This is a genomic window from Tissierella simiarum (genome assembly GCF_018917865.1).
Taxonomy (GTDB): Bacteria; Bacillota; Clostridia; order Tissierellales; family Tissierellaceae; genus Tissierella_C; species Tissierella_C simiarum.
The window spans coordinates 1-25,766 of the sequence record NZ_JAHLPM010000009.1; the positions used below are offsets into that span (position 1 = coordinate 1).

At 31.0% G+C, this 25,766-nt stretch carries 28 protein-coding genes; 4 read left to right on the top strand and 24 right to left on the bottom strand.

From position 1 onward, the window contains the following. Positions 1-492 (top strand): CsxC family protein (locus tag KQI42_RS10970; protein WP_216519730.1); only part of this gene is annotated, 492 nt, incomplete at its 5' end. Positions 493-747: 255 nt separating this feature from the next. Continuing rightward, a complete protein-coding gene (locus tag KQI42_RS10975) occupies positions 748-2,553 on the top strand; it encodes a CsxC family protein (protein ID WP_216519733.1) in 1,806 nt (601 codons plus the stop codon). 197 nt (positions 2,554-2,750) lie between these two features. Here the strand turns inward: KQI42_RS10975 and KQI42_RS10980 are convergent, their stop codons facing one another. The 21 genes from KQI42_RS10980 to KQI42_RS11080 all read right to left on the bottom strand — a co-directional run bounded on the left by KQI42_RS10980 (position 2,751) and on the right by KQI42_RS11080 (position 20,933). After that, entirely contained in the window at positions 2,751-3,308 is a 558-nt protein-coding gene (locus tag KQI42_RS10980; RefSeq protein ID WP_216519734.1) for a 2-oxoacid:ferredoxin oxidoreductase subunit gamma family protein, read from the bottom strand. Further along, entirely contained in the window at positions 3,309-4,055 is a 747-nt protein-coding gene (locus KQI42_RS10985) for a thiamine pyrophosphate-dependent enzyme (RefSeq protein ID WP_216519737.1), read from the bottom strand. It abuts the gene before it with no gap. Then, the gene (locus KQI42_RS10990) at positions 4,055-5,116 is read right to left on the bottom strand and encodes a 3-methyl-2-oxobutanoate dehydrogenase subunit VorB (protein WP_216519739.1); all 1,062 of its coding nucleotides are present in this window, start codon (positions 5,114-5,116) and stop codon (positions 4,055-4,057) included. The genes KQI42_RS10985 and KQI42_RS10990 overlap by 1 nt, the downstream gene beginning before the upstream one ends. Before the next feature lie 27 nt (positions 5,117-5,143). Then, positions 5,144-5,365 carry a 4Fe-4S binding protein gene (locus KQI42_RS10995; RefSeq protein ID WP_216519740.1) on the bottom strand — a complete coding sequence of 74 codons (222 nt, stop codon included), beginning with the start codon at positions 5,363-5,365 and terminating at the stop codon, positions 5,144-5,146. A gap of 24 nt (positions 5,366-5,389) precedes the next feature. Further along, positions 5,390-6,064 carry a nucleotide-binding protein gene (locus tag KQI42_RS11000; protein WP_216519741.1) on the bottom strand — a complete coding sequence of 225 codons (675 nt, stop codon included), beginning with the start codon at positions 6,062-6,064 and terminating at the stop codon, positions 5,390-5,392. Between the two features lie 15 nt (positions 6,065-6,079). Beyond that, complete coding sequence (gene buk / locus KQI42_RS11005) at positions 6,080-7,153, bottom strand: butyrate kinase (protein WP_216519742.1); 1,074 nt, start codon at positions 7,151-7,153, stop codon at positions 6,080-6,082. Between the two features lie 12 nt (positions 7,154-7,165). Then, positions 7,166-8,068 (bottom strand): phosphate butyryltransferase, encoded by a 903-nt coding sequence (locus KQI42_RS11010; RefSeq protein ID WP_216519743.1) that lies wholly within the window; start codon positions 8,066-8,068, stop codon positions 7,166-7,168. Next, the gene (buk, locus tag KQI42_RS11015; protein WP_216519744.1) at positions 8,061-9,152 is read right to left on the bottom strand and encodes a butyrate kinase; all 1,092 of its coding nucleotides are present in this window, start codon (positions 9,150-9,152) and stop codon (positions 8,061-8,063) included. Before buk (KQI42_RS11015) ends, KQI42_RS11010 begins: the two co-directional genes overlap by 8 nt. A 12-nt stretch (positions 9,153-9,164) precedes the next feature. Beyond that, complete coding sequence (locus tag KQI42_RS11020; RefSeq protein ID WP_216519746.1) at positions 9,165-10,382, bottom strand: CdaR family protein; 1,218 nt, start codon at positions 10,380-10,382, stop codon at positions 9,165-9,167. Further along, complete coding sequence (gene cdaA / locus KQI42_RS11025) at positions 10,363-11,196, bottom strand: diadenylate cyclase CdaA (RefSeq protein WP_281420411.1); 834 nt, start codon at positions 11,194-11,196, stop codon at positions 10,363-10,365. Before cdaA ends, KQI42_RS11020 begins: the two co-directional genes overlap by 20 nt. Positions 11,197-11,313: 117 nt before the next feature. Next, positions 11,314-12,531, bottom strand: a complete 1,218-nt coding sequence (locus tag KQI42_RS11030) for a CapA family protein (RefSeq protein ID WP_216519748.1) — start codon at positions 12,529-12,531, stop codon at positions 11,314-11,316. Positions 12,532-12,645: 114 nt separating this feature from the next. Next, on the bottom strand, positions 12,646-13,350 hold the full coding sequence (locus KQI42_RS11035; protein WP_216519750.1) for a PrsW family intramembrane metalloprotease: 705 nt from the start codon (positions 13,348-13,350) through the stop codon (positions 12,646-12,648). Between the two features lie 81 nt (positions 13,351-13,431). Further along, the gene (ptsP, locus tag KQI42_RS11040; protein ID WP_216519752.1) at positions 13,432-15,135 is read right to left on the bottom strand and encodes a phosphoenolpyruvate--protein phosphotransferase; all 1,704 of its coding nucleotides are present in this window, start codon (positions 15,133-15,135) and stop codon (positions 13,432-13,434) included. Between the two features lie 11 nt (positions 15,136-15,146). Next, entirely contained in the window at positions 15,147-15,410 is a 264-nt protein-coding gene (locus KQI42_RS11045; protein ID WP_216519754.1) for an HPr family phosphocarrier protein, read from the bottom strand. A gap of 178 nt (positions 15,411-15,588) precedes the next feature. Then, the gene (locus KQI42_RS11050) at positions 15,589-16,188 is read right to left on the bottom strand and encodes a DUF5317 domain-containing protein (protein ID WP_216519756.1); all 600 of its coding nucleotides are present in this window, start codon (positions 16,186-16,188) and stop codon (positions 15,589-15,591) included. Between the two features lie 143 nt (positions 16,189-16,331). Beyond that, entirely contained in the window at positions 16,332-16,877 is a 546-nt protein-coding gene (locus KQI42_RS11055; RefSeq protein WP_216519757.1) for a rubrerythrin family protein, read from the bottom strand. Positions 16,878-16,938: 61 nt separating this feature from the next. Beyond that, on the bottom strand, positions 16,939-19,431 hold the full coding sequence (locus tag KQI42_RS11060) for an FAD-dependent oxidoreductase (RefSeq protein WP_216519759.1): 2,493 nt from the start codon (positions 19,429-19,431) through the stop codon (positions 16,939-16,941). Positions 19,432-19,547: 116 nt separating this feature from the next. Next, positions 19,548-19,823, bottom strand: a complete 276-nt coding sequence (locus KQI42_RS11065) for an ArsR/SmtB family transcription factor (protein ID WP_343231684.1) — start codon at positions 19,821-19,823, stop codon at positions 19,548-19,550. A gap of 83 nt (positions 19,824-19,906) precedes the next feature. Next, positions 19,907-20,479, bottom strand: coding sequence for a manganese catalase family protein (locus KQI42_RS11070; protein ID WP_216519761.1), 573 nt, complete (start codon positions 20,477-20,479; stop codon positions 19,907-19,909). 12 nt (positions 20,480-20,491) lie between these two features. Further along, the gene (locus KQI42_RS11075) at positions 20,492-20,752 is read right to left on the bottom strand and encodes a spore coat protein CotJB (RefSeq protein WP_216519763.1); all 261 of its coding nucleotides are present in this window, start codon (positions 20,750-20,752) and stop codon (positions 20,492-20,494) included. Then, a complete protein-coding gene (locus KQI42_RS11080) occupies positions 20,745-20,933 on the bottom strand; it encodes a spore coat associated protein CotJA (RefSeq protein WP_216519765.1) in 189 nt (62 codons plus the stop codon). Before KQI42_RS11080 ends, KQI42_RS11075 begins: the two co-directional genes overlap by 8 nt. A gap of 151 nt (positions 20,934-21,084) precedes the next feature. Here KQI42_RS11080 and KQI42_RS11085 point away from each other — a divergent pair, with 151 nt between their 5' ends. After that, entirely contained in the window at positions 21,085-21,327 is a 243-nt protein-coding gene (locus tag KQI42_RS11085) for a FeoA family protein (RefSeq protein WP_216519767.1), read from the top strand. 12 nt (positions 21,328-21,339) lie between these two features. Next, positions 21,340-23,439 (top strand): ferrous iron transport protein B, encoded by a 2,100-nt coding sequence (gene feoB / locus KQI42_RS11090; RefSeq protein WP_216519768.1) that lies wholly within the window; start codon positions 21,340-21,342, stop codon positions 23,437-23,439. A gap of 102 nt (positions 23,440-23,541) precedes the next feature. On the opposite strand, the gene KQI42_RS11095 is transcribed toward feoB, so the two are convergent. The 3 genes from KQI42_RS11095 to dapF all read right to left on the bottom strand — a co-directional run bounded on the left by KQI42_RS11095 (position 23,542) and on the right by dapF (position 25,755). After that, the gene (locus tag KQI42_RS11095; protein ID WP_216519769.1) at positions 23,542-23,646 is read right to left on the bottom strand and encodes an OadG family protein; all 105 of its coding nucleotides are present in this window, start codon (positions 23,644-23,646) and stop codon (positions 23,542-23,544) included. Positions 23,647-23,656: 10 nt separating this feature from the next. Continuing rightward, positions 23,657-24,769 carry a sodium ion-translocating decarboxylase subunit beta gene (locus KQI42_RS11100; protein WP_216519770.1) on the bottom strand — a complete coding sequence of 371 codons (1,113 nt, stop codon included), beginning with the start codon at positions 24,767-24,769 and terminating at the stop codon, positions 23,657-23,659. A 149-nt stretch (positions 24,770-24,918) separates the two neighbouring features. Continuing rightward, the gene (dapF, locus tag KQI42_RS11105; protein WP_216519771.1) at positions 24,919-25,755 is read right to left on the bottom strand and encodes a diaminopimelate epimerase; all 837 of its coding nucleotides are present in this window, start codon (positions 25,753-25,755) and stop codon (positions 24,919-24,921) included. Positions 25,756-25,766: the final 11 nt, after the last annotated feature.

The following is a 25,766-nucleotide window of genomic DNA, read 5'->3' on the forward strand; positions in this document are numbered from 1 at the left end:
ATTGACTTTTCTACAAGAACATGTTCAAATTTTGAAGGAGTATGTGGAGAAATTCATCATTGTACTGTAGATGTTCCTTTTGAATGTACGACACCTGTTACTTTCTTTAGACAACCAGAAGTACTTCGTACAAATTCTAGACAAGAATTTGAATTTCTTAAAGAAGAAGATTTACCAAGAAAAGATTTTGCTGAAAAAGATAAATTGCTGTCAGGAGACTTGTCAGAGTTCAATCAAGTAAGTGAAGAATTTTTCAATGAACTTCCATTCTGTGAATTACTTTCTAGCAGAATTATTGAATTTGATGAACTTATAAATCGTAGGCGTCCATCTGATATTGACCTTCCGTTTGAAGAACGATTCTTCAGAAAAATTGAAGAAAAAATGGTTATAGAGCTTAGACTTAAGATTTTACAAAAACGACAAGTTACAATTCCTCCAACTCCTACATCTGGACCAGGTGCAATTGAAAATAATAAAGTTAAAAAATAATGTTTATAGCTAGGGTATGTGTGCTGCATACCCTAGTTTTATTTTACTGTAAAATAATATTTTTTATTTTTATATTATGCTGATAAGTTAAATTTGTGTAGGATTTATAAGATAATTTTCAAAAAATATTTTTATGTTTTTTAGTTTAATATAAAAAATATCATCACCTAATTAGATAACACGAATATCATGTAGTAAAAAAGAAAAAAGAGCTATCGGCAGCCAAAACTATTAATGTTAAAGGAGGTAACAAAATTGAATAAACCGGTAGAAATGGTTAACGTTAGTAACGTGCAATGTTTTGATAATAGTCAATGTCTTGATGATGATCAATGGTTTGATGATAGTCAGTATTTTGACAATAGTCAATTTAATGATACAAGTTATATAAAGCCTTTTGATAATAGCCAAGATAATGATATAAGTTATATAAAATCTTTTGATAGTAGTGAATTTAATGATGCAAATTATATAAAACCTTTTGATAGGAGTCAAGATTACGATACAAGTCATATAAAATCTTTTGATAGTAGCCAAGATTATGATACAAGTCATATAAAATCTTTTGATAGTAGTAAATTTAATGATGCAAATTATATAAAACATTTTGATAGTAGTCAGGATAATTATCCAAATGATATAAAGCCTTTGGATAGTAGTCAAGATGACAATACAAGTTATATAGAACATTTGGATAGTAGTGAGGATAACAATACAAGCTATATAGAACATTTGGATAGTAGCCAAGATGACAATACAAGTTATATAGAACATTTGGATAGTAGTGAGGATGACAATACAAGTTATATAGAACATTTGGATAGTAGCCAAGATGACAATACAAGTTATATAGAACATTTGGATAGTAGTGAGGATGACAATACAAGTTATATAGAACATTTGGATAGTAGCCAAGATTACGATACAAGTTATATAAAATCTTTTGATAGTAGTCAATTTAATGATGCAAATTATATAAAACATTTGGATAGTAACCAAGATAACAATATAAGTTATATAGAACAACACTTGGATAGTAACCAAGATGACAATACAATCTATATAGAACAACACTTGGATAGTAGCCAAGATAACAATCCAAGTTATATAGAACACTTGGATAGTAGCCAAGATGACAATACAAGCTATATAGAACACTTAGATAGTAGCCAAGATGACAATACAATCTATATAGAACCTTTAGATAGTAGCCAAGATGACAATACAAGCTATATAGAACACTTGGATAGTAGTGAGGATAACACTGAAATTAGTATACAATCTTTTGATAATAAACTTGGGAATTGCCCACCATCTTGTGTTGATGTTGAGAGTAGAAACTTAGGTGATTGTCCAAATACCCCAGAAACACCAGTTGGAATTACAAATGGTGTTGTAGCAAAGATACCTGTGGTCTTAGCTCAATTAAGGATTCGATTCGATGTTAGTTCTATCATTAATTTACCTGAACCAGCTCTTGAAATTAAAGATATTAAGAAAAGACTAAAAATAACTCAATGTCTGCTTTTACAACCTACTAACGTTTTATTTATCAAAGGGTTTGTTCGTAAAAATATTGACTTTTCTACAAGAACATGTTCAAATTTTGAAGGAGTATGTGGAGAAATTCATCATTGTACTGTAGATGTTCCTTTTGAATGTACTACACCTGTTACTTTCTTTAGACAACCAGAAACACTTCGTACAAACTCTAGACAAGAATTTGAATTTCTTAAAGAAGAAGATTTACCAAGAAATGAGTTTGCTGAAAAAGATAAATTAATGTCAGGAGACTTATCAGAGTTCAATCAAATAAGTGAAGAATTTTTCAATGAACTTCCATTCTGTGAATTACTCTCTAGCAGAATTATTGAATTTGATGAACTTATAAATCGTAGTCGCCCAGATAATATAGACCTTCCATTTGAAGAAAGATTTTTCAGACAAATCGAAGAAAAAACAGTTATCGAACTTAGACTTAAGATTTTACAAAACCGACAAGTTACAATTCCTCCAGTTCCTACACCTGGATCCGAAGCTTGCACTGTAGTTGAAGAATAATATTCTATTAATAAGGTATGTGGTATACATACCTTAGCTTTATTTTATAATAAAATATTTTTCTTCTATATATTGTACTAATAATTAAAAGATAGTATATATTTAAGATTAACTTTATACTATGACAGTTCTTACTTATTATTCATTTATTACAGAAAGTATAAAAGCTAGTCTCTTCTGAGACTAGCTTTTATTATTTAAACTATTGCTTCTTTCTGTTTTCTTGCTGCTTCTGCACCTTTTTCTAAGGCTTCTTTATTTATTGGAAGTAAATGAGCTCTATTTTCTCCAAATACTTTTGTAAAAGCTTCTAATATAGATTCTACTTTAACAGGTTCTACTGCCTCTAAATATGCTCCTAACATTACCATATTAGCTACTCTACTGTTTCCTATACTATCTGCAATTTCATTAGCAGGTATATAGTAGATCTCAATATCATCTCTTGTTGCTTCTCTGTCAATTAGTGAAGAATTAATAAGTAATCTTCCATTTGGAATTACAAGGTTCTCAAACTTATCTAAAGATGGTCTGTTCATCACTATTGCTGCTGTGGAATCAATTACTACTGGAGAGCCAACAGCTTCATCTGATATAATAACACTACAATTAGCTGTTCCTCCTCTCATCTCTGGTCCATAGGAAGGTAACCAAGAAACTTTCTTATCTTCTATCATTCCAGCATAAGTAAGTAACTGACCCATAGCCATTACTCCTTGCCCGCCAAAACCAGCTATTATTATTCTTTCTTCCATTTATTCCACCTCCTCTGGTCTTCTAAAATTACCTAGTGGATAATAAGGAATCATATTATCTTCTAACCATTTCATAGCCTCTTCAGGTGTTAAACCCCAGTTAGTAGGACAAGTTGATAATACTTCTACTATTCCAAAACCTTTTCCTTCTAACTGTATTTGGAAACATTCTTTTATAGCTTTTTTTGCTTTTCTAATATTAGCAGGAGTATTTACTGCTACTCTCTCTACAAATTTAGCTCCATGGATTGTTGAAAGCATCTCTGATATTCTTATTGGTCTACCACTATGGGCTTCATCTCTTCCATAAGGTGCTGTTGTAGCTTTTTGACCAATTAAGGTAGTTGGTGCCATTTGACCGCCTGTCATACCATATATAGCATTATTTACAAATACTGTAGATATTTTTTCTCCTCTATGAGCGGCATGAACTATTTCAGCCGTACCTATAGAAGCTAAATCTCCGTCTCCTTGATAAGTAAATACGAAATTATCTGGACGAACTCTTTTAATTCCTGTAGCAACTGCAGGAGCTCTCCCATGAGCTGCTTGCTGCATATCACAATTAAAGTAATTATAAGCAAATACTGAACAACCTACTGGTGCAACACCTATAGCATTGTCTAATACTCCTAATTCTTCTAAAACTTCACCTACTAATCTATGGATAATCCCATGAGTACATCCAGGACAATAATGAGTAGGATTATCTGTTAATCCTTTAGTTTTTTGAAATACTACAGTCATTATTTTTCACCTCCATAGATTTCTTTTACCCTCTCAATTATCGCATCAGGAGTTGGCACCATTCCTCCAGTTCTACCATAAAAAGATACTGGAAAACGTCCATCTACTGCAATTTTAACATCGTCTACCATTTGTCCGCTATTCATTTCAACAGTAAGTATGCCTTTACATCTATCACTTATCTTATTAAATTCATCATATGGATAAGGCCATAAAGATATTGGTCTTATTAATCCAACCTTATATCCTTCTTTTTCTAACTTTGATATAGCAGTTTTTGCAATTCTAGCTGTAGTTCCATAAGCTGCTATAACTACATCTGCATCTTCTATATTATAGGATTCTACTTTAACTTCATTTTCCTTTATAATTTTATATTTTTCTTGTAATTTGATATTATGTTTCTCTAAACTCTCTGGGTCAATATAAAGAGAATTAATAATATTTGGATTTCTCTTTCCTCCAGTTCCTACTGTTGCCCAATCTTTTTCTGATAACTCTCTTTGTTTTGGTGTGGTAAATTCAACTGGTTCCATCATTTGACCAATCATACCATCTCCAAGAATCATTACAGGATTTCTATATTGATCAGCTATATCAAAACCCTCAATAATTAAATCTACTAATTCTTGAACATCTGCCGGAGCTAGTACTACTAATCTATAATCTCCATTACCACCACCACGAGTAGCTTGGAAATAATCAGTTTGAGAAGGCTGGATACTTCCAAGTCCTGGACCACCTCTCATTATATTAACTATAAGACAAGGTAATTCTGCCCCTGCAATATAAGTTATACCTTCCTGTTTCAAAGATATTCCTGGACTTGATGAAGAAGTCATAACTCTTTCTCCAGCTCCTGCTGCACCATAAACCATGTTTATAGCAGCTACTTCAGATTCTGCTTGTAAAAATATTCCACCAACCTTTGGTAATTCTCTAGACATATATTCTGGTAATTCACTTTGGGGAGTTATAGGATATCCAAAAAAGTATTTACAGCCTGCTTTAATGGCAGCAGCTCCTATAGCTTCATTCCCTTTCATGAGAACTTTTGCCATAAATAAACCCTCCTTTATTAGTTTTAGCTATTCTCTTTCAACTGCAATAACTACATCAGGACAAATTGTTGCACAGTTTGCACAACCAATACACCTATTTGGATCATTTACTGTCGCTGGATGATACCCTTTTACATTAATCTTTGAAGTATCTAATGTAATTATTTTTACAGGACAAACAGTGGTACACAATCCACATCCTTTGCAAAGGTTTTCCTGAAAGCTAACCTTTCCTTTTACTTTTGCCATCTAAACCCCTCCTTAACTAGAATTTTATAACATCCACTCTTCCCTCATGAATAATTTAATCGGGAATATTTCTCCTTCCAGATTATTGGGAAGGTTTTCTGCTACAGACTCTAATGTAGATATATATTTTATTGGAATATTTATTTTATTAGAAACTTCTAAAGCTAATTCTTGACCTTTTAATACATCTTCTACAGTAGTACTCTTTAATAAGTGGGTGTTGTTAATAATTCCTGTAACTTTAGTTCTTGATACATCTTCAATTTTTCTTATATACTCAATAGCCTTAACGGCACTTTGAGTTTCTGGTCTATTGGCATTTAATACAAAAAACATATCATAATTGCCTTCTTTAAAATACTCTACATACCTTCCTAAAGCCCTAGCACCAGCAGGATCTCCTCCTACATCTAAAATAGCTTCATAACTTTCATCTTGAAGTGGAGTAGCTACCTCAGGAGATATAGCAGGTACATCTACTGCTGGAGTATTTATTGAACTACCAATTACTTTTATACCTAATTCCTTCAAGGTTTCAGCCCTTTCTCTACTTCTGAAGTAAAGATTAACTACATCTAAATCTGCTAAGGCTACTTTTTTGCCCATACTAGCTAACTTAACTGCATAATTAACGCTAAATTCAGTTTTACCACTTCCATAATGACCTGTTATAATCCTGATTCTTTTATCATTAATCATAATCTCACCTATGTTCTAAATATATTGTTTGGCTGCTTCTTCTTCTCTTAAAACACGAAGACCACCTTCAGCCAAAGCTGTTAGTTCATCTTCTCCAGGATAAATATATACTTGACTTATAAAATTAACTCTATCTTCTATCCAAGAAGTAAATAGCTTATCATGAGCAATTCCTCCTGTTAAAAGAATTCCATCTACCTGTCCTTTTAACACTGCGGCACAAGCTCCAACTTCTTTGGCAACTTGATAAGCCATAGCATAGTAAACAAGTTCTGCATATTTATCTCCATTACTGATTCTTTCACAAACTTCTCTAGCATCATTAGTATTTAAATATGAAACCAACCCGCCATTGCCTTTTATCATCTTTTTAACTTCTTCGTGAGTATACTTACCCGAATAACATAACTTAATTAAGTCACCAACAGGTAGTCCACCAGTTCTTTCTGGCGAGAATGGTCCTTCCCCATCTAAAGCATTGGATACATCTATGACCTTGCCCTTTCTATGAGCACCTACTGAAATTCCTCCTCCTAAGTGAACGACTATTAAGTTCAAATTTTCATACTTTTTTCCTAAGGTTCTGGCATGGCGTCTTGCAACAGCTTTTTGATTTAAAGCATGAAATATACTTTTTCTTTCAATTGCCTTTATTCCAGAGATTCTAGCTACGTCTTGCATTTCATCAACTACTACTGGGTCTACAATAAATGATTTTCCACCTATTTCCTTAGATATTTCATACGCAAGTATTCCACCTAAATTAGAAGCATGCTCCCCTAGAAATCCTCTTTCTAAATCTTTAAGCATTTCTTCATTTACTTCATATGTCCCACCTTCTATAGGTTTTAACAATCCTCCCCTTCCCACTACAGCTTTAAGGGACTTTATATCTATATTGTTTTTATCTAAGGATTTTAAAATAATATCTTTTCTAAATTCATATTGATCATATATTTTTTCATACTTGGATAATTCATCTACAGAATGACGTAGTGTTTCTTCAAATATAATATTTTCATTATCAAATACTGCTATTTTAGTAGATGTAGATCCTGGATTAATTACTAGTAACCTGATATCTTCCATATCATCCCCTCCTTATTTTGTTGCCATTAGTACTCCTAAAGCAATAGAATATAATTTAGCCTCTTCATTATCTGCTCTAGATGTTAGAACTATTGGAGACTTTGTTCCTACGATAATACCTGCATTTTTAGCTTTTGCTAAATAAGTTAAAGATTTATATAAAACATTACCAGCATCAATATCAGGAGCTAATAATATATCGGCATCTCCTGCGATTTCACTATCTATTCCTTTATGTAGTGCTGCTTCCTTAGAAATAGCATTATCTAAAGCAAAAGGACCACCAATAATACAGTCAGTAATTTCTCCCTTTTTATTCATATCAACCAATTCCTTAGCATGAACTGTAGCTTCCATTTTAGGAGATACTTTTTCTTTTGCAGCTAAAATTGCTACTTTAGGATTTTCAATATCTAAAGAGCGAGCAAGTCCTACAGCATTTTCTATAATTTCCTTCTTTTGATTTAAATCTGGTGATATATTCATAGCTGCATCTGTAACTAAAAATATTTTATGATAGGTTTCTACATCAAATACAGCCACATGACTTATAACCTTTCCTGTTCTTAAACCAATTTCACTATCTAAAACTTGTTTCATAATAACAGATGTATCAATGAGTCCTTTCATCAATACATTGGCTTTTCCACTACTAACCAATTCAGTAGCAATTCTACATGCCTTTTCTCCATCTTCTTCATGAATTATCTCTACATTATTCAAATCAACATTTACTTCTTTTGCTATAGCTATTATCTTTTCTTTATCTCCTACTAATATAGGTTTTATTATTTTAAGCTCTTCAGCTTCCTTAACAGCTGCTAACACTTCCTTATCCTGAGCTACAGCTACTGCAATTTTCTTTGGTCCCTTATTTTGTGCTAGGACAAGTAAATCCTTAAAAGTTTTAGCCATTTAAGTTCACCTCATCTTCATAAATTTTAGGCTTTTCTAAGCCCTTTAATACTCTTAAGGTTCCTTTATTTAGTGCATCCATTTCATCTTCACCTGGATATACTATTACTTCTGATATAAAGCTAACCATTTCCTTTATTTTATCTATTAAATAGTGAGAATAGGCTAGTCCACCAGTAAGTATAATATTATCTACTTTACCTTTTAAGACTGTGGCACAAGCACCTATTTCTTTTCCTATTTGATAAATCATAGCATCATATACAAGCTTAGCTTCTTTATCTCCTTTACTTATTCTTTCCTCTACTTCTCTAGCATCTATAGTTCCTAAATAAGAATTTAATCCGCCTTTCCCTTTAATCATTTCTTTCATTTCTTCATGAGTATACTTAGAAGAAAAACACATCTTTACAATATCCCCAACAGGTAGTCCACCAGATCTTTCTGGTGAAAAAGGTCCCATTTCTGATGCATTATTAACATCAATTATTTTTCCACTCTCCATTGGTGCAACAGATATTCCTCCTCCTAAGTGAGCTACTATTAAATTAATATCTTCTAAATTCTTGCTTATTTCTTTAGCTCTTCTATAAGAAACTGCTTTGATGTTTAATGCATGAACTTGTGATCTTCTTGGTATTTCCTTTAATCCTGATACTCTCGCAACTTCATTGAACTCATCTACTGCTACAGGATCCACTATATAAGAATCTATGCCTTCTCTGTCCCCAATTCCTTTAGCTAACATGCCTCCTAAATTCGCAGCATGTTCTCCTTTAACTCCTATCCTCAAATCTTCAATCATTTTGTCTGTAACCAAATAGGTGCCTCCTGGCATAGATCTTAAGAGCCCACCCCTTCCTACTATAGCTTTTAAGCAATTTGTCTGTATACTTTCTTTCTCTAGCCAATCTAATATAAGACATAGTCTATATTCATATTGGTCTGCTACCTTTTTGTACTTTTCTAAGTCTTCTTTCTTATGTTGAATTTTAAAGGATTTTATCTCCTTTTCATCTTCAAATAAAGATACCTTAGTAGAAGTAGAACCTGGGTTTATTGCAAGAACAAATTTTCTTTCCATACTCCATCCTCCTTAGTGTTTTTTTAGAGTGATTTCAATATATGGCGGTGTTACTTGTTGGATTTTAACTCCCTCTATTTCTTTCATATTAATATTGACCATATGAATACCTTCTTTTAATTCAGCTAAATCAATTTCTAGACCTAAATCTTCTTCGGTCAAATCTTTAATAACATCCACGGCCCCTTTAACAGTGACTTGCACTGTTTTATCATAATCATTTTCATCTATAACTAGAGTGGAATCTAAATTTTTAATGTTAACATTTTTCAAACTTAAATCAAAAGTCTTAGTAGAAACTTCTTCTATGTTTAAAGTTACCGTTACTTTTTGATCTGGATTTAACAATTCTACATTTTGAGGTAATTCTAGTTCTACTTCAACATTTTTATTTTCTATTAAAGAATTAATATCAATTGGAACTGTTTTTATAGAAGTAATAGTTCCCAAAGCTTTTTTATCTCCCTTTAAATTTATACTACTAGGATTTATAGTTATATTTGTAATTTCATAGTTCTCAGGTAATTGGTTTTCTGTTTGTAATTCAATTGGTAATTTAACAGATCTAAAAATAGGTATAGATACATCTATAACATTTGGCTCTTTTTCAACACCTCGTACATCATTACCTTTATCATCTATCAACTTAATTGGGACTGTAACGTTAGTAGTTTCCTTTCTACCACTTAAATCTACTATAGCAACAGCTTCTGAAACTGAATTTACCCAACTTCTTGGTCCCTTTAGCAGTATAGATTGGGATTTTACTTCTGGACTTCCTGAAACATACCCTTGTTCCAGTTTACCTGTCGTCTTTATAGTTACATTTTTTTCCTTAGTTATCAGTTTATCGAACTTAAACAGTATTTCTTTTGGTTCATAATTAGTTATTTTTATATTAGTAAACTGATCTAAACTCACATGTACAGGCACTTTAATCTCACCTTCACTATAGCCGCTTAAATCAACTCGTGCATTGATTCCCTGGGAAGTAAATTTATTTATATCATTGGTTTTCCCTGTCACTTTTACACTAATATTTGCCTCTTTAGGCTCCATAACTACAAGACCTTGTCTTTCCAAAGCATCAATATTACTAAAGGTAATGTTGATGTTTTTATATTCTACTGTTTTGTCAGGATTAACTTCACTCATAACATAGCTCCACAAAATGATAGCTATTATTAAAGCAAAGATTTTTATAGTTAAATCATTCTTCTCCTTGCTCATCTTTACGCCTCCATTTTGTTATAAATGTTTGCTTTTGATCTTTAGGTTTATACATATCTACTAGAATTTGCTTTAATGTTTTAGCATCTATATACCTGGCTATACTTCCATTCTCAGCAATAGATATAGCTCCTGTTTCTTCGGACACTATTATGGCTAAACTATCTGATCTTTCTGAAATGCCTAATGCAGCTCTATGTCTAGTACCTAACTCCTTACTAATTCCCATATTATCTGTCAACGGTAAAAAGCAAGCTGCTGCTTTTATAATGTCTTCCTTAATTATTACCGCTCCATCATGAAGTGGTGTATTTGGAATAAAAATATTTATTAAAAGATCACTTGAAACTCTACCGTCAATTTTAGTTCCTGTTTCCACAACTTCATTCAATCCTGTTTGCCTTTCTATAACAATTAAAGCACCAATTTTCTGTCTAGATAAGGAGGCTACAGCTTCTACTATTTCATCTACAACTTTTGTTAAGCTTTCACCTTTTATTTCAAGAAAAGTTTTTGTAAAAAATCTACTTCTACCAATATACTCTAGTCCTCTTCTAAGTTCTGGCTGAAATACAATTAAAATAGCAATAACTCCTACTGTCATGGTTTTTTCTAATATCCAATTAATAGTATAAAATTCTAACCATCCACTAATTTTAGCAAATACAAATAATGCCAATATTCCTTTAGTAAGCTGCTCAGCTCTCGTCTCTCTAATAAGTTTAAACAATTTATAAAAAACAGCAGCTACGATTAAAATATCAATAACATCACGCATTCTAACATTTAAGAATAATTCTCTAAAATATTGCAAGGTCGACCACACCTCTTATTATATTTTTTAATCCATTAATTCTATTATATAACAAATAGTTATTTATTTGAACTAAATATATTACTTAGCTCTAATGTAATTAAATTCAGAAAACAGTTAATTTTGAGTTATCTTGTCCATTGTATCTTTATAAGACCTCTCTATTCTACCTAGAACCTCCTTAGTTACAGGAACTTCTAATCCTCCTTGTAACAACTCTTGAATTGGAAGTATTTCATAAAATAATTGGTTGTTTTTTCTATATTTGTGTACCCAAGTCGGTATATAAGTTATATTTTTAATAGTAGTTTCTGCTTTAGAGAAATCTTTTTCTAATTCTAATTGTACCATTATCCCATCTTCTGTATATACATTATCCATAGTTTCTTTTCTTTGGTTTGATAAAAAATTACCCATGGAATAAATTATAAAATTATCCTTTCCATTATAACTTATAATTTCTGTTTTTTGAATTACATGAGGGTGACTTCCCAAAATTATATTAGCCCCCCATTCGACCATTTTCCTCCCTAAGTCCATTTGGTATGTAGATGGCTCTCTTTGATACTCATTACCCCAATGGATAAATACTACGATTACATCTACTCCCAAGGATTTCACACTTTCTATATCTTCTTTTATCTTATTTTCATCTATTTTATTTATCATATAGCTTAGTTCTTGTTCAGTTAAAGTAAAATCCATTCCATTCATTCCATAAGTATAACATAAAAAACCTAATTTAATACCCTCAACTTCTTCAACTAAAATAGGTGTATTTGGTTCTTTATAGGTTCCAATATTTTTTAATCCATATTCTTCTATAGCATCAATAGTTGATATTAGTCCATTTTTTCCTTGATCTAAACTATGATTATTAGCAGTAGAAAGAATATCAAACCCAGTATCCTTTAAAGCATATAAAGTTTCTCTAGGAGAATTAAAATTTGGGTATCCTTTAAAGCCTACTTCTTTTCCAGCTGTAACGGTTTCAAAGTTTCCTAGTGCAATATCTGCACCACTTATATATTTTTTTACATATTTAAACGTCGGAGTAAAATCATAAACTCCCCTTGTAGAATCGTAAGCAGCTTTAAATTGAGGAGAATGAAACATAATATCTCCTACGCTTAAAAGTGTTATATTAGATATTCTTTGTTCTTTTACTTCTTCTTTTATATCCCCTTCTTTATCAACTATATTTGTTTCTTCTTTAACATATTCCTTAGAAGTTGTACTACTTTTAAATACAACTCCATGCTTTATAGCATTAAATGATAGAAATCCTAATGTAGCTATTAAAACTGTGATTAATGAAATGTATCTTTTTTTCATAATTGACCCCTTTCAGAAAACTCTCATTAACGTATTACAATGTATAAAGGGATAGAGAAAAAATCCTCTATCCCTTTTATTCTACACCTTAAACTCAGTTTATTCAATTAAATACTATTCTTCTCTTTTTGTGTCTATAAATCTATTCTTTGAGTCATACATAAAAGTAGATAATTTTCTTTCATTCAACCACCAAATATAGACTACGTAAGGAACAAATAATATTGTAAGCTGAGGAATTTCTGCCATTAATATAAAGTCAAATAATCCATGTAATATTACAGGCATATAAAGAGATCTTAACAAATTCTTTCTGCTTCTCTTTTTATCTGCGTCAAACTTAGCTAAAGATAAGTAATATCCCATAGTTATACCAAAAACTCCATGAGCTGGTACTGAAAAAATTCCTCTATATAGTCCAATATATGGATTATTGGTATAAGTAAAAACTACATAGATTATATTTTCTACTGTAGCAAAACCCATAGCTGAGAATACCCCATATACTATACCATCTAACTTTTCGTTAAAATACTTTGTTTTATAAGGATATTTTAATATCGCCAATCTTTTAAAATATTCTTCTGTTAACCCAGCTACTATAAAAGCGTTATAAAAAGCTCCGAAAGCTGACGGAAAAACATTAAATTTTATCAAAAATTCTTCTACTATAATGGAAGGTATGACTGCTAAAGCTCCTAGTAAAAAAGTTCCAATTAAAAGCTTTAAAGGTTCTCTATCATATCTATCACTTAGGTAAATTCCAAATATAATAGCTGCTGCTGGTGTTACAGCTATTATAAAAAGTCTTAAACTCAAAATATTCCCTCCTTAATTTCTTTGAGTTTATTATTCCAAAAAAATAAAAAAATAACCCTAAGGGAAACCTTAGGATTATTTTTATAATATCTTTTCATCTATAAAACTTTCTACATCTTCTGCTGTAGGCAATGTAAGGATTGTATCTATCATATCAGCTACTTCTTTTTTAGAAGTATTTTTAATTAACCATCTTGCCTTTAATATCGATGAAGCACTCATACTGAACTCATCTAATCCCATAGCTAATAATAGAGGGATTAATTTTTCATCTCCAGCTGCTTCACCACACATACCTACCCAAATACCTTCCTTATGTCCATTTTCTATAGTCATTTTAATAAGCTTTAGAACAGCTGGATGATATTGATTGTATAAGTGGGAAATATCTTGATTTCCTCTATCTACTGCTGTAGTATATTGGATTAAGTCATTAGTTCCAATACTGAAGAAATCTACTTCCTTTGCAAATATGTCAGAATGTACTGCTACAGCTGGAATTTCAACCATTATACCAATCTCTACTTCATTATCGAAAGAAATATTTTCTTTTCTTAATTCTTCTTTAACTTCTTCTAATATAGCTTTTGCATCTCTAACTTCTTGTAAATTAGATATCATTGGAAACATGATTTTTATATTTCCAAAGGCACTAGCTCTTAGAATAGCTCTTAATTGGGTTCTAAATATATCTGTTCTATCTAAACATAATCTAATAGCTCTATAACCTAAGAATGGATTCATTTCTTTTGGTAAGTTTAAATAAGGTAAGTCCTTATCTCCACCTACATCTAAAGTCCTTATAACTAAAGGTTTATTTTTCAATTTTTCAGCTACTATTTTATAGGCCTCAAATTGCTCTTCCTCAGAAGGTAATCTATCTCTATCCATATATAAGAACTCAGTTCTGAATAAACCTACACCTTCTCCGTCATTTTCTAGCACTTTATCTATATCTTTTGGTGTCCCTATATTACCTGCAATCTCTACTTTAAAGCCATCCCTAGAAACACTTTCTTTACCCTTCATTTCCTCTAATTTTGTTTTAAAATCTTCATATTCTTTTTTTGCTGCCTCATAGATTTTTATTTCTTCTTCAGAAGGGTTTATTATTATATCACCTTTCTTACCATCAATTATGATAAAATCCTCATTTTTTACTAAGTTAGTTATATCTTTTACTCCAGCTATTGAAGGTATTTCTAAAGTTCTAGCCATAATTGCTGTATGAGATGTTTTTCCTCCTAATTCTGTAACAAACCCAACAACCATTTCTTTGTTCATTTGAGCAGTATCAGAAGGAGTCAAGTCTTCTGCAATAACTATACATTTTTCACTTAAAGACTGTAAATCTCCACTTTCAATATTTAGTAATGCTTTTAATAATCTCTTAGATACATCTTTTAAGTCTAATGCTCTTTCCTTTAAATATTCATCATCTATATTTTCAAATAAGGATATATAGTAATCAGCAGTTTCTTTAACAGCCCATTCACTATTTACCTTATCATTAACAATTTTTTCCCTAACTCCACCAATGAACTCAGGATCTTCTAACATCATTTTATGGGCAGTGAAAATTTCAGCTTCTTTTTCTCCCACAGTTTTTAAAGTTCTTTCATAAAGTTCTTCTATTTGGTTAGTACTTTTTTCAATAGCTTTATTTAATCTATCAATTTCCAATTGAGGATCTTCAGTTTGAGTTTTTACAACCTTAATTTCAGGCTCTTTGTATAAAAATATTTTCCCTATTGCAATTCCAGGTGAAGTTCCTGATCCTTTCATAAAAATGCCTCCTATTCGTTAAACTTATTGTTTACTAAGCTTATTAATTCTTTTACAGCTGTTTCAGCGTCATCACCTTCAGCTTGAATTATAATCTTATCACCTTTTGCTGCTCCCATACTAAGTATTCCCATAATGCTTTTTGCATTATAATCTTTACCATCTTTTGTAACCTTAATATCAGCAGTATATTTTGATGCTTCCTTCACAAACAAACTAGCTGGTCTTGCATGTAAACCTGTCTCATTTTGTAATATAACTTCTTGTTTAAACATTATATTTACCTCCTAGATTTTATTAATATTTTTAGTTTCCCATGGGCAGCTCTTTAGTATCCACCCTTTTATAATTCACAGGAAAATATGAATTTTCCTAGTATAAACTTGATTTAAACAACGTTTTAACAAAAACTTCTCTATTAAAAATTACCTTCTATTATAAAAACCTATCTACTTATTTTCCACCATAAGAAATAGTTATCATCTTGCCTCTTCTAGAATTATTCGTCATATAATACTGGATTAAAACAAATAATCCTATAGCTATTAGTAAATCTCCTATACTTATAATCTTTGGAAAAGGATAGGGTCGAGATATTGGTATAATGTCTGATAGATAATAAAGTTTCGTCCCCTTATGTGATAAAGTATGAGTTAATATCTTTCCTTCTTCCAATAAAGTCAATTGCTCATATAAATGGGAACTTTTAAGTCCCTTAATAGAAACCGGCATTCTTCCTTCATTTCCCAATAACGGAATGAAGTTTAATATTGATCCTAACAGGGTAATCAATAGACCCTTTTCTCTTATATTCATAGATAAACCTAGTATTAAAAATAAATATACTATAATATGAATATAAAAAAAATTATTTTCTATAATACCACTTAGTTTACCATTACTCCTAGAAACTATTAATAAACTTATCATTTCCAATATGAAACTAATTACAAACAAATACCACCCTTTTATATTTAACCATTCTAAGTTCCTTATCTTTCCACCTCTAAGCTTTCCTATTAATAAAGACAAGGTAAGGGTTTCAATCAACATTTTAAAAGCACTCCTTCTATAGTTATCTGCTACTTATATTTTATCATTAATTAATGTTGACTCCAAACTTAATATTTTACTCACATTCTTACATCTTCGTGAAAAGGTTTGCCTAAAAAATTAAGACACCTTTCGGTGTCTTATTAGTATTCTACAAATAATTCTCTTTTAGCTTTACATAGTGGACAATTATCATGTTCATCAGCTAAGGCTATAAATCCGCATATTGGACATAACAATATTTTTTCTGCTTCTAAATCTTTTCCTCCATCTACAGCTTCCTTAGCTTTTGTAAATAACTCTGCATGAACCTTTTCTGCTGCAATAGCAAATTTCATAGCAGATATAGCTGCCTTTTCATTTTGCATTTCTGCTACAGCTATATATGCAGGATACATTTGCTCAACTTCAAAAATTTCTCCATTAATTGCTCCTTGAAGGTTTTCTGATGTTGTTCCAAGGCCAAATCCAGCCCCTGCGGTTACAGAAAAATCACCTTTTTCATCTTTTAAAGCTTTAAAGTGAAGAGTAGCATGAACTTCTTCAGCATCAGAAGTTGCCATAAATAATCTTCCTACAGTTGGAAAACCATCTTTATTGGCTTTATCTGCCCAAATTCTATATCTCATATGTGCCTGACTTTCTCCACCAAAAGCTGATCGTAAATTTTCTGCCGTCATTGCATTCATGAAAATCCCCCCTTATAAAAAATATTTACATTCCTATTGTAACCTATTTATATAATGTTGTCTATATAAATAGATTTACATTAGATTTATTTGCTGAAGACAAATAGGTAGCAACTCCCCCTATTTCGATTTCTTCAATCAGTTCTTCTCTAGAAATTCCCATTACATCCATAGACATATTACATGCAACAAATCTAATTCCAGATTCAATAGCCTGATCTATCAGCTCTTCTAAAGAATAAATATTTTTATCATTCATAACCTTTCGTATCATTTTAGATCCCATTCCTGCCATATTCATTTTGGATAAACCTAATTTTTTGCTTCCCTTCGGCATCATTTTAGAAAACATCTTATCCATAAATCCTTTTTCTACCTTAATATTACTGTCTTTCCTTAGAATATTCAATCCCCAAAATGTAAAGAACATTGTTACTTCACTACCCATAGCTTTAGCTCCATTAGCAATAATAAAAGAGGCTATAGCCTTATCTAAATCTCCGCTAAAAACTACAATAGTTTTTTCATCCTTTTCTTCTATGACTCCGGGTATAGATACTTTTTCTTCATTTAAGCCTTTTTTTATTACTGCAAGAAAACCCTTATCTACCTTTTCTGTCTTTATAAGTATATTTCCAGTATTCTTACACCAGTTTTCAATATCGTTAATAAATCCAGGATCTGTAGCTGTTACTTCTAGCATATCACCATCTTTCAATAATTTCATCTTTTCATAAACTTGAATTATTGGACCAGGACAGGATAATCCACAAGCATTTAATTTAAAAGTTTCTATTTCTTTAGTTTTTTTTTCTACTAATTTGTATTCACCAGAGTCACTAAATTTTCCTTTAAAGCTTCCATTTTGATCATTGTATATATTAAAATCCTTATTTTGGTGGAACATAGTCTTGTAAGTTGTATATCCACCAGCTAAATTTTTAACATTGAACCCATTTTGTTTAAGGACTCTTGTTCCAATATATCCTCTCAATCCAATGGCACAATAGGGAACTATTAATTTGCTTTTATCTATTTCCTTTAATCTACTTCTCAATTCTCCCAAAGGAATATTAATTGAACCTTCTATATACCCTAACTCCCTTTCAATCGGCTCTCTTATATCCAGAAATATAGTATTTTCTTTATCTAATTTTTCAATCTCATTCCAAAGAATTATATCTACCATGCCTGTCAATTGATTATCTGCTACAAATGCTACCATATTTATTGGGTCTTTAGCCGAAGAATAAGGTGGTGCATAAGCTAGTTCTAGTTCCTTCAAGTCTGAAACAGTTCCCTTGAACCTTATAGCGGTTGCAATAACATCTATTCTTTTATCCACTCCATCATAGCCTACTATTTGAGAACCTAAAATATTTCCTCTCATGTCAAATATAAGTTTAATAGTCAGAGGTAATGCTCCTGGATAATATCCTGCATTAGAATTGGCATGTATAAAAGATATTAGATAATCTTTTTTATATTCTTTTCCTAACCTATTTAAAGTTTTTTCATTGTTTCCTGTGTTAGCTACAGTCAAATCAAATACTTTGGCTATACTAGTTCCTTGAGTTCCTCTATATTCTTCTTTCTTCCCAGCTATATTATTGGCTACTATTCTGCCTTGTTTATTGGCTGGTCCTGCTAAAGGAACCATGACTTTTGTTTTATTTATAAAATCTTCTACTTCTATAACATCTCCTATAGCATATATATATTCATCAGAAGTTCTCAAATATTTATCAACTATAATTCCACCCTTTTGATTCACTTCTAAACCTGCTTCTTTTGCCAATTCTCCATTAGGTCTTATACCTATAGATAGAATAACCATATCTCCTTCTATTTTTATACCACTTTGTAAGGTAACAACTGTAACTCCATCCTTATACTCAAAAGTACTAACCCCATCTTTTAAATGAAGATCTACACCCTTAGATTTTATATGTTCATGGACTATTTGAGCCATTTCATAATCCATAGGAGCCATTACTTGATCCAGCATTTCTACAATAGATACCTTTATTCCTAAATTATGAAGATTTTCAGCCATTTCCAAACCAATAAATCCACCACCAACAACAATAGCTTTCTCTGGTTTATTTGTTTCTATATATGTTTTTATTCTATCTGTGTCTGGAATATTCCATAAACTAAAAATATTAGGAGCATCTATTCCAGGAATAGGTGGTTTAATAGGAGTAGATCCTGTAGAAATAATCAAATAATCATAGCTTTCAGTATAGACATTGCCATTTTTTAAATCTTTAATTTCTATCTTTTTTTCATCTCTTAATATCTTAGTAACCTCATTATTAGTTCTAATATCAACATTAAATCTGTTTTTCATTCCTTCTGGCGTCTGAACTAAAAGTGAATCCCTATTTTCTATAGTCTCTCCAATATAATAAGGTAAGCCACAATTAGCAAAAGATATATGCTCTCCTCTTTCAAATAATACTATATCTAAATCTTCATCAAGCCTTCTAAGCCTTGCTAATGAACTAGCACCTCCTGCTACACCTCCAATAATTAAAACTCTTTTATTCATTTTACATTCCCCCTTAATTTTAATCTTTATATTTATATATAGTAATAATACGATTTATGATATATAAAATAAATTTAAAATCTTTGCTTACATAATTTTTTTCTATATCATTATTCTTAAAACAAATCTCTTACAATTTTTTTAACATCTTCATTTATTACCTTATAATAGACTTCTGTTCCTTTTCGTTCACCATCAATAATTCCAGCAGCCTTTAGTTTTGCCAGATGCTGAGATATAGTGGATTGAGGAGTTTCTAAACAGTTTTGCATATAAGATACATTATTCTCACCTTTCTCAATCAGACCCTTTACTATACAAAGTCTTAAAGGATGAGCTATTGCCTTTAATATTTCTGCTTTCTCTTCTAATATATTCATATCGACTTTCACTGTAATCCTCCTTAATTTCCTTTTATCTATATATTACGATATTACAATTTATATGTCAATTATTAAGAGAAGAATATCTTCTCTTAATAATATTTTCTACAATCCATATCTTCCTGTACAATTCTTAATGCTTCTCCAAATCTCTGAAAATGTACTATTTCTCTTTGTCTTAAAAATCTTAAGGCATCAGTAACTCCTGGATCATCGCTAACTCTTATTAAATATTCATAGGTACTTCTGGCTTTTTCTTCTGCTGCCATATCTTCATGTAAATCTGCTACTGGATCAGCTTTTGATTGAATATATGATGCTGTCCAGTTTGCTCCTGCTGCATTATGAGGAAAAGGACTCTTTCCATGGTTTACATAGTGAGCTTCAAAAGGTGTACCTTTAATTTTATCCACAGGTGCATCTTTTACTAGTCTCCAAACTAAGGTACCAATTATCTCCCAGTGAGCTAGTTCTTCTGTACCTATGTCTGTTAAAACTGCTTTTGCCTGATTTGTAGGCATAGTCCATCTTTGAGTTAAATATCTAATTCCTGCTGAAAGTTCTCCATCGGGTCCTCCAAATTGTTCTATTATCATGGCAGCAAGAGTTGGATTAGTAGTATCAACCCTTACAGGATACTGTAATTTTTTTTCATATATCCACATAAATATCCTCCTCTAAAAATTAGTAAAGTTAATTTCCCAAGGCCAAGGTCCATCAATATAACCCCAAGGGTATCTGCTCATTTCTGTATTTTTTAGAGGACCATATTTTGCTTGGTATATAGATTTTAATTCAGAATATCTTTGAGAATAGGTATTATGAAGTTGTAGGGCTCTCTCGTCATTAGGATGAGTGTCTAAATAAAGGGCTGTTTCTGTTATAACAAAAGAAGTTTCCATTAATTCTACTAGAGAATCCATTTGCTCTCTATCCATAATATCTACCTCCCCTATCTTTGCTTTCATCCACTATATAAGGTCTATATAACTCTGGAAATAAGGTCCCTCTTTTCAAAGCTTCTCTTGGATCATATACTTGATTCATAGTTTGAAAAGGTATATAGGCTCTTGCTAATTCATTATTTGCTCTTCTGTCATATCCATGTTCTGTGTTCATAAATTCGACCTCCTACTAATTTTCTTGTCTCTACATATTACGTAATTTTTTATTAAATGTTCCACTTAATATTAATGAACATTATTGAGTAAAAATCCATATACTAAAATTAACATAAGGTGATAAATCTGTTTATGAAAGGAGGATGTCCATGAAAGGGAAGGATAGTAATTTACCCCTATCTAATTTACCTGTTGGTCAATTTGGTCAAGTAATATACTTAGATGATAATGATCTAAAAAGGAGATTTTTAGATCTAGGCATAACCCCTCATACAGTTATTAAAACGGAAAGACTTAATCCTGCTGGCAATCCAATAGCTTATAATATTCGAGGGACTATTATTGCTATAAGGAAAGAAGAAGCAAAAAATATTTTAGTTAAAATTTTATAGGAGAGATTTATTATGATATCAAATGTAAGTAAAGAATACGGAAAAACTTTAATAAGTGAAAATCCTAAAGATCTTGTAATCGGTTTAGCTGGCAATCCTAACACTGGGAAAAGTACCTTATTTAACTATTTAACTGGATTAAGGCAGCATACAGGTAATTGGCCAGGAAAAACTGTATCCAATGCTAAAGGTTATTTTGATTATAAGAATAGTTCTTATTTGCTTGTAGACTTACCTGGCACCTACTCTTTATTTATAAATTCTCAAGAGGAGGAAATAGCAAGAGATTTTATTTGTTTTGAAAACCCTGAAATGACCATAGTTGTTCTAGATGGAACCAATATAGAAAGAAATTTAAACCTAGCTCTTCAAGTAATGGAAATTACCAATAATGTTATATTATGTATAAACTTAGTAGATGAGGCTGAAAAAAAAGGAATTCATATTGATATAGAAAAATTAGAAGAGATTCTTCAAGTTCCTGTAGTTTCTACTGTAGCAAGAGATGGTAAAGGTGTAGATAAGTTATTAGAAATAATTCATAAAATATCTGAAGGACAGCTAAATCCTAAACCTAAAAAAGTTATATATAATGAAGAAATTGAAGAAGTTATTTCTAAAATAGAAAAATTACTAGGTCCTTACTTAGAAAATAAATATAATTCTAGATGGGTAGCCCTTAGACTTTTAGATGGAGACTTATCTATGAAAGAAGAAATTAAAAAAATAATTTCTAATAATAAAAGCCTTGAAGTATTAAGAGAAGTAGAAGAGCTGACTCAATCACATAAGGAAGTAAACTACTCTATAGTCTCCAATATATATGAAGAAGCAGAAAAAATTGCTAAACAAGTAGTATCAATAGATAAGGAAAATAGTAGACATTGGGACAAGAAATTAGATGATATTTTAACTAGTAAAGTTACAGGATATCCTATAATGATCCTTCTACTAGGATTAATATTCTGGATAACAATAATTGGTGCTAATTATCCTTCAGAACTTTTAGCAAAAATCTTATTTAGATTTGAAGATACTCTTAGTAGTTTTATGTATTCAATAAATTCACCTGATTGGCTCTATGGTATTCTAATTCTTGGAGTTTATAGAACTTTAGCTTGGGTCATTTCTGTCATGCTGCCTCCTATGGCAATTTTCTTTCCTATGTTTACTTTATTAGAAGACTTAGGCTATCTTCCAAGAATTGCTTTTAATTTAGATCACCTTTTTAACAAAGCAGGAACCCAAGGAAAACAGGCATTAACTATGAGTATGGGCTTTGGTTGTAATGCTGCTGGAGTTATAGCCTGTAGAATAATCGATTCACCTCGTGAAAAGTTGATAGCAATACTTACCAACAATTTTGTACCCTGTAATGGAAGATTTCCTTTAATAATAGTCGTATCTACTATATTTATCGGAAGTTTATTTAATGAAAAATACAGCTCTTTAATTGCTGCATTATCAGTTCTAGCTATGGTACTAATAGGTGTAGGAATAACTTTAATTATATCTAAGTTTCTATCTAGTACTTTCCTTAAAGGAATACCATCTACCTTTACTTTGGAATTACCTCCTTATAGAAGACCCCAAGTGAGAAAGGTTATAGTTAGGAGTATTTTTGATAGAACTTTGTTTGTATTGGGTAAAGCTGTTATGGTAGCTATTCCTGCTGGTGCTGTAACTTGGATATTTGCTAATGTTACAGTAGATGGTACTAGTATTCTCAATATATGTGCAAACTTTCTTAATCCCTTTGGAAAATTATTAGGTTTAGATGGATTTATTATTATGGCATTTTTATTAGGTTTGCCTGCAAATGAAATAGTTTTACCAGTTCTTATTATGAGTTATATGTCAAAAGGAGCTTTATTAGATCTTGAAAATATAGATGCTCTTAGATCTCTTCTTTTAAACAATGGCTGGACATTCGTCACTGGATTAAATTTTATGTTATTTTCATTATTACACTTTCCTTGTGGAACCACTCTTCTTACTATTAAAGAAGAAACTGGAAGCTATAAATGGTCGATCTTTGCTTTTTTATTAACTTCTGTCGTAGCTATTCTAGTTACCTTTTTAATAAATTTGATAGTAACTATACTTATATAGAAACTTCTTTCTTGAAATATATCTTGTATTAACTTTATACATTTCTACATTATAAAAAAGCCTCCTAATCAAGGAGGAAATTTAAATAACTGGAAATATTTTTCAATTTTCGGGAAACAACTTAACCAATCCTCTAATCACAAAATAAAATAATATAAGAACAAAAAAAGTAGTTCCCATTCCATATACTAAAAGTTTAAATAGCATAATATACCTCCTAAGATAATAATGCTAGAACTATGCTACCAGCAATAATAGATCCTATTTGACCTGCTACATTGGCACTAACAGCTTGCATAAGTACAAAATTCATAGGATCTTCTTCTTTAGCTAATCTTTGTATAACTCTAGCTGACATGGGAAAAGCAGATATGCCTGCTGCTCCAATCATTGGGTTATACTTTTTCTTAACAAATAAGTTTAAAAATTTAGCAAACAATACTCCACCGGCAGTATCGAATATAAAAGCTACCAAACCTAATCCCATTATCATAGCCGTTTTTATATTTATAAACGCTTCTGCTGTCATAGTTGAGCCAATAGTTATACCTAATAATAAGGTAACTAAATTAGCTAATTCATTTTGTGCTGATTGAGACAATCTTTCTAATACACCACTTTCTCTAATAAGATTGCCAAACATTAAAAATCCTATCAAAGTAACACTTATAGGTGCAATAATTCCTGCTATTATAGTAACAATTATCGGAAATAAAATTTTTACTGTCTTTGATATTTTTACTTCTTTATAATCCATTCTTATTTTTCTTTCTTCTTTAGTTGTAAGTAACTTTATAACTGCAGGCTGTATTATTGGTACCAAAGACATATAAGAATAAGCAGCTACGGATATTGGACCCAAAAGATGTTCTGCAAATTTGGAAGCTACAAATATAGAAGTTGGCCCATCAGCAGCACCAATTATTCCAATAGAAGCTGCTTCTTTTAAATCGAATCCAAGAAAATACGCAAAAATAATAGTCATGAAGATTCCAAATTGGGCTGCTGCTCCAAAAAAAAGCATAGATGGCATCTGTAGTAAAGGTGTGAAATCAATCATAGCTCCAACAGCAATAAATATAAGAGCTGGAAACAATTCATTTAATATGCCAGCATTTTTCAATATTCCTAGTATTCCTTCATCACTGGCGATTCCCGGAATCCCCGGCACTACGGGAATATTGGTTAAAATTGCTCCAAATCCTATTGGCAGCAATAGCATAGGCTCGTAATCCTTCTTAATAGCTAGATAAATCAGAATCCCACCAATGATAAACATTAGTATTTGATTTAAGTGAAGATTTTTTACACCAACTAAAAGTTGTTCCAATATATTTTCCCCCCTGTTCATATGTACTTTCTTCAATAAATTATATCATTTAAACCAGTCAAATTAAACTAGTCTATAAGACTTTTATAGAATAATTAAAAAAATAACTAAAAATCCTCTAGAATTAGAGAGTTTTTAGTTATTTATAATTAAGAAATTTGGAGGATTCCACTAGCAATGTGGTTTGCACCACCTAACATATATATTTTAAAATTTTCATCCAATTCTACAGTAATATTCCCTCCCTCTGTAGTCACTTCTACAGTATTATCTAACTTATTCAATATGTTGCCTATTACTACACTAGCACAAGATCCCGTTCCACATCCTAAGGTTCTTCCAGCTCCCCTTTCCCAAGTATATATATTAATGTTTTTTCTGCTATTTATCTCAATAAAATTTACATTTGTTTTCCTGGGAAAAGTAGGATGATTTTCGATTTTCTTACCTATGTAGTTTATATCTATTTCTTTAATATCTTCTACAAATATCACAACATGTGGAACACCTACTAGTAATGCCGAATATTCATATTCCCTACTATCAATATTAATTTTTTCATTAACGACCCTATCTTTATTTAAATTCATTGGGATTTTTTCTGCTTCAAATATAGGATATCCCATGTCTACTTTAATTTTTTCTGCTTTATTAAAATTATTAACTTGAATATCAACATATTTTACTCCAGCCAAAGTTTCTACTGATATACTACTTCTATTTACTATACCATAATCATAAATATACTTCGCAAAACATCTGATACCATTTCCACACATTTCACCTTGACTTCCATCAGAGTTATAATAAATCATTTTAATATCTGCTATGCTACTTTCTTCACATATCATAATTCCATCAGCACCGATACCAAAATGTCTATTACAAGTATTTAAAGCTAACTTACTATAATCTTCAATATGATTTTCTATTCCATTGAATAATAGAAAATCATTACCAGCAGCTACCAACTTATCAAATTTCACTTAAATTTCAC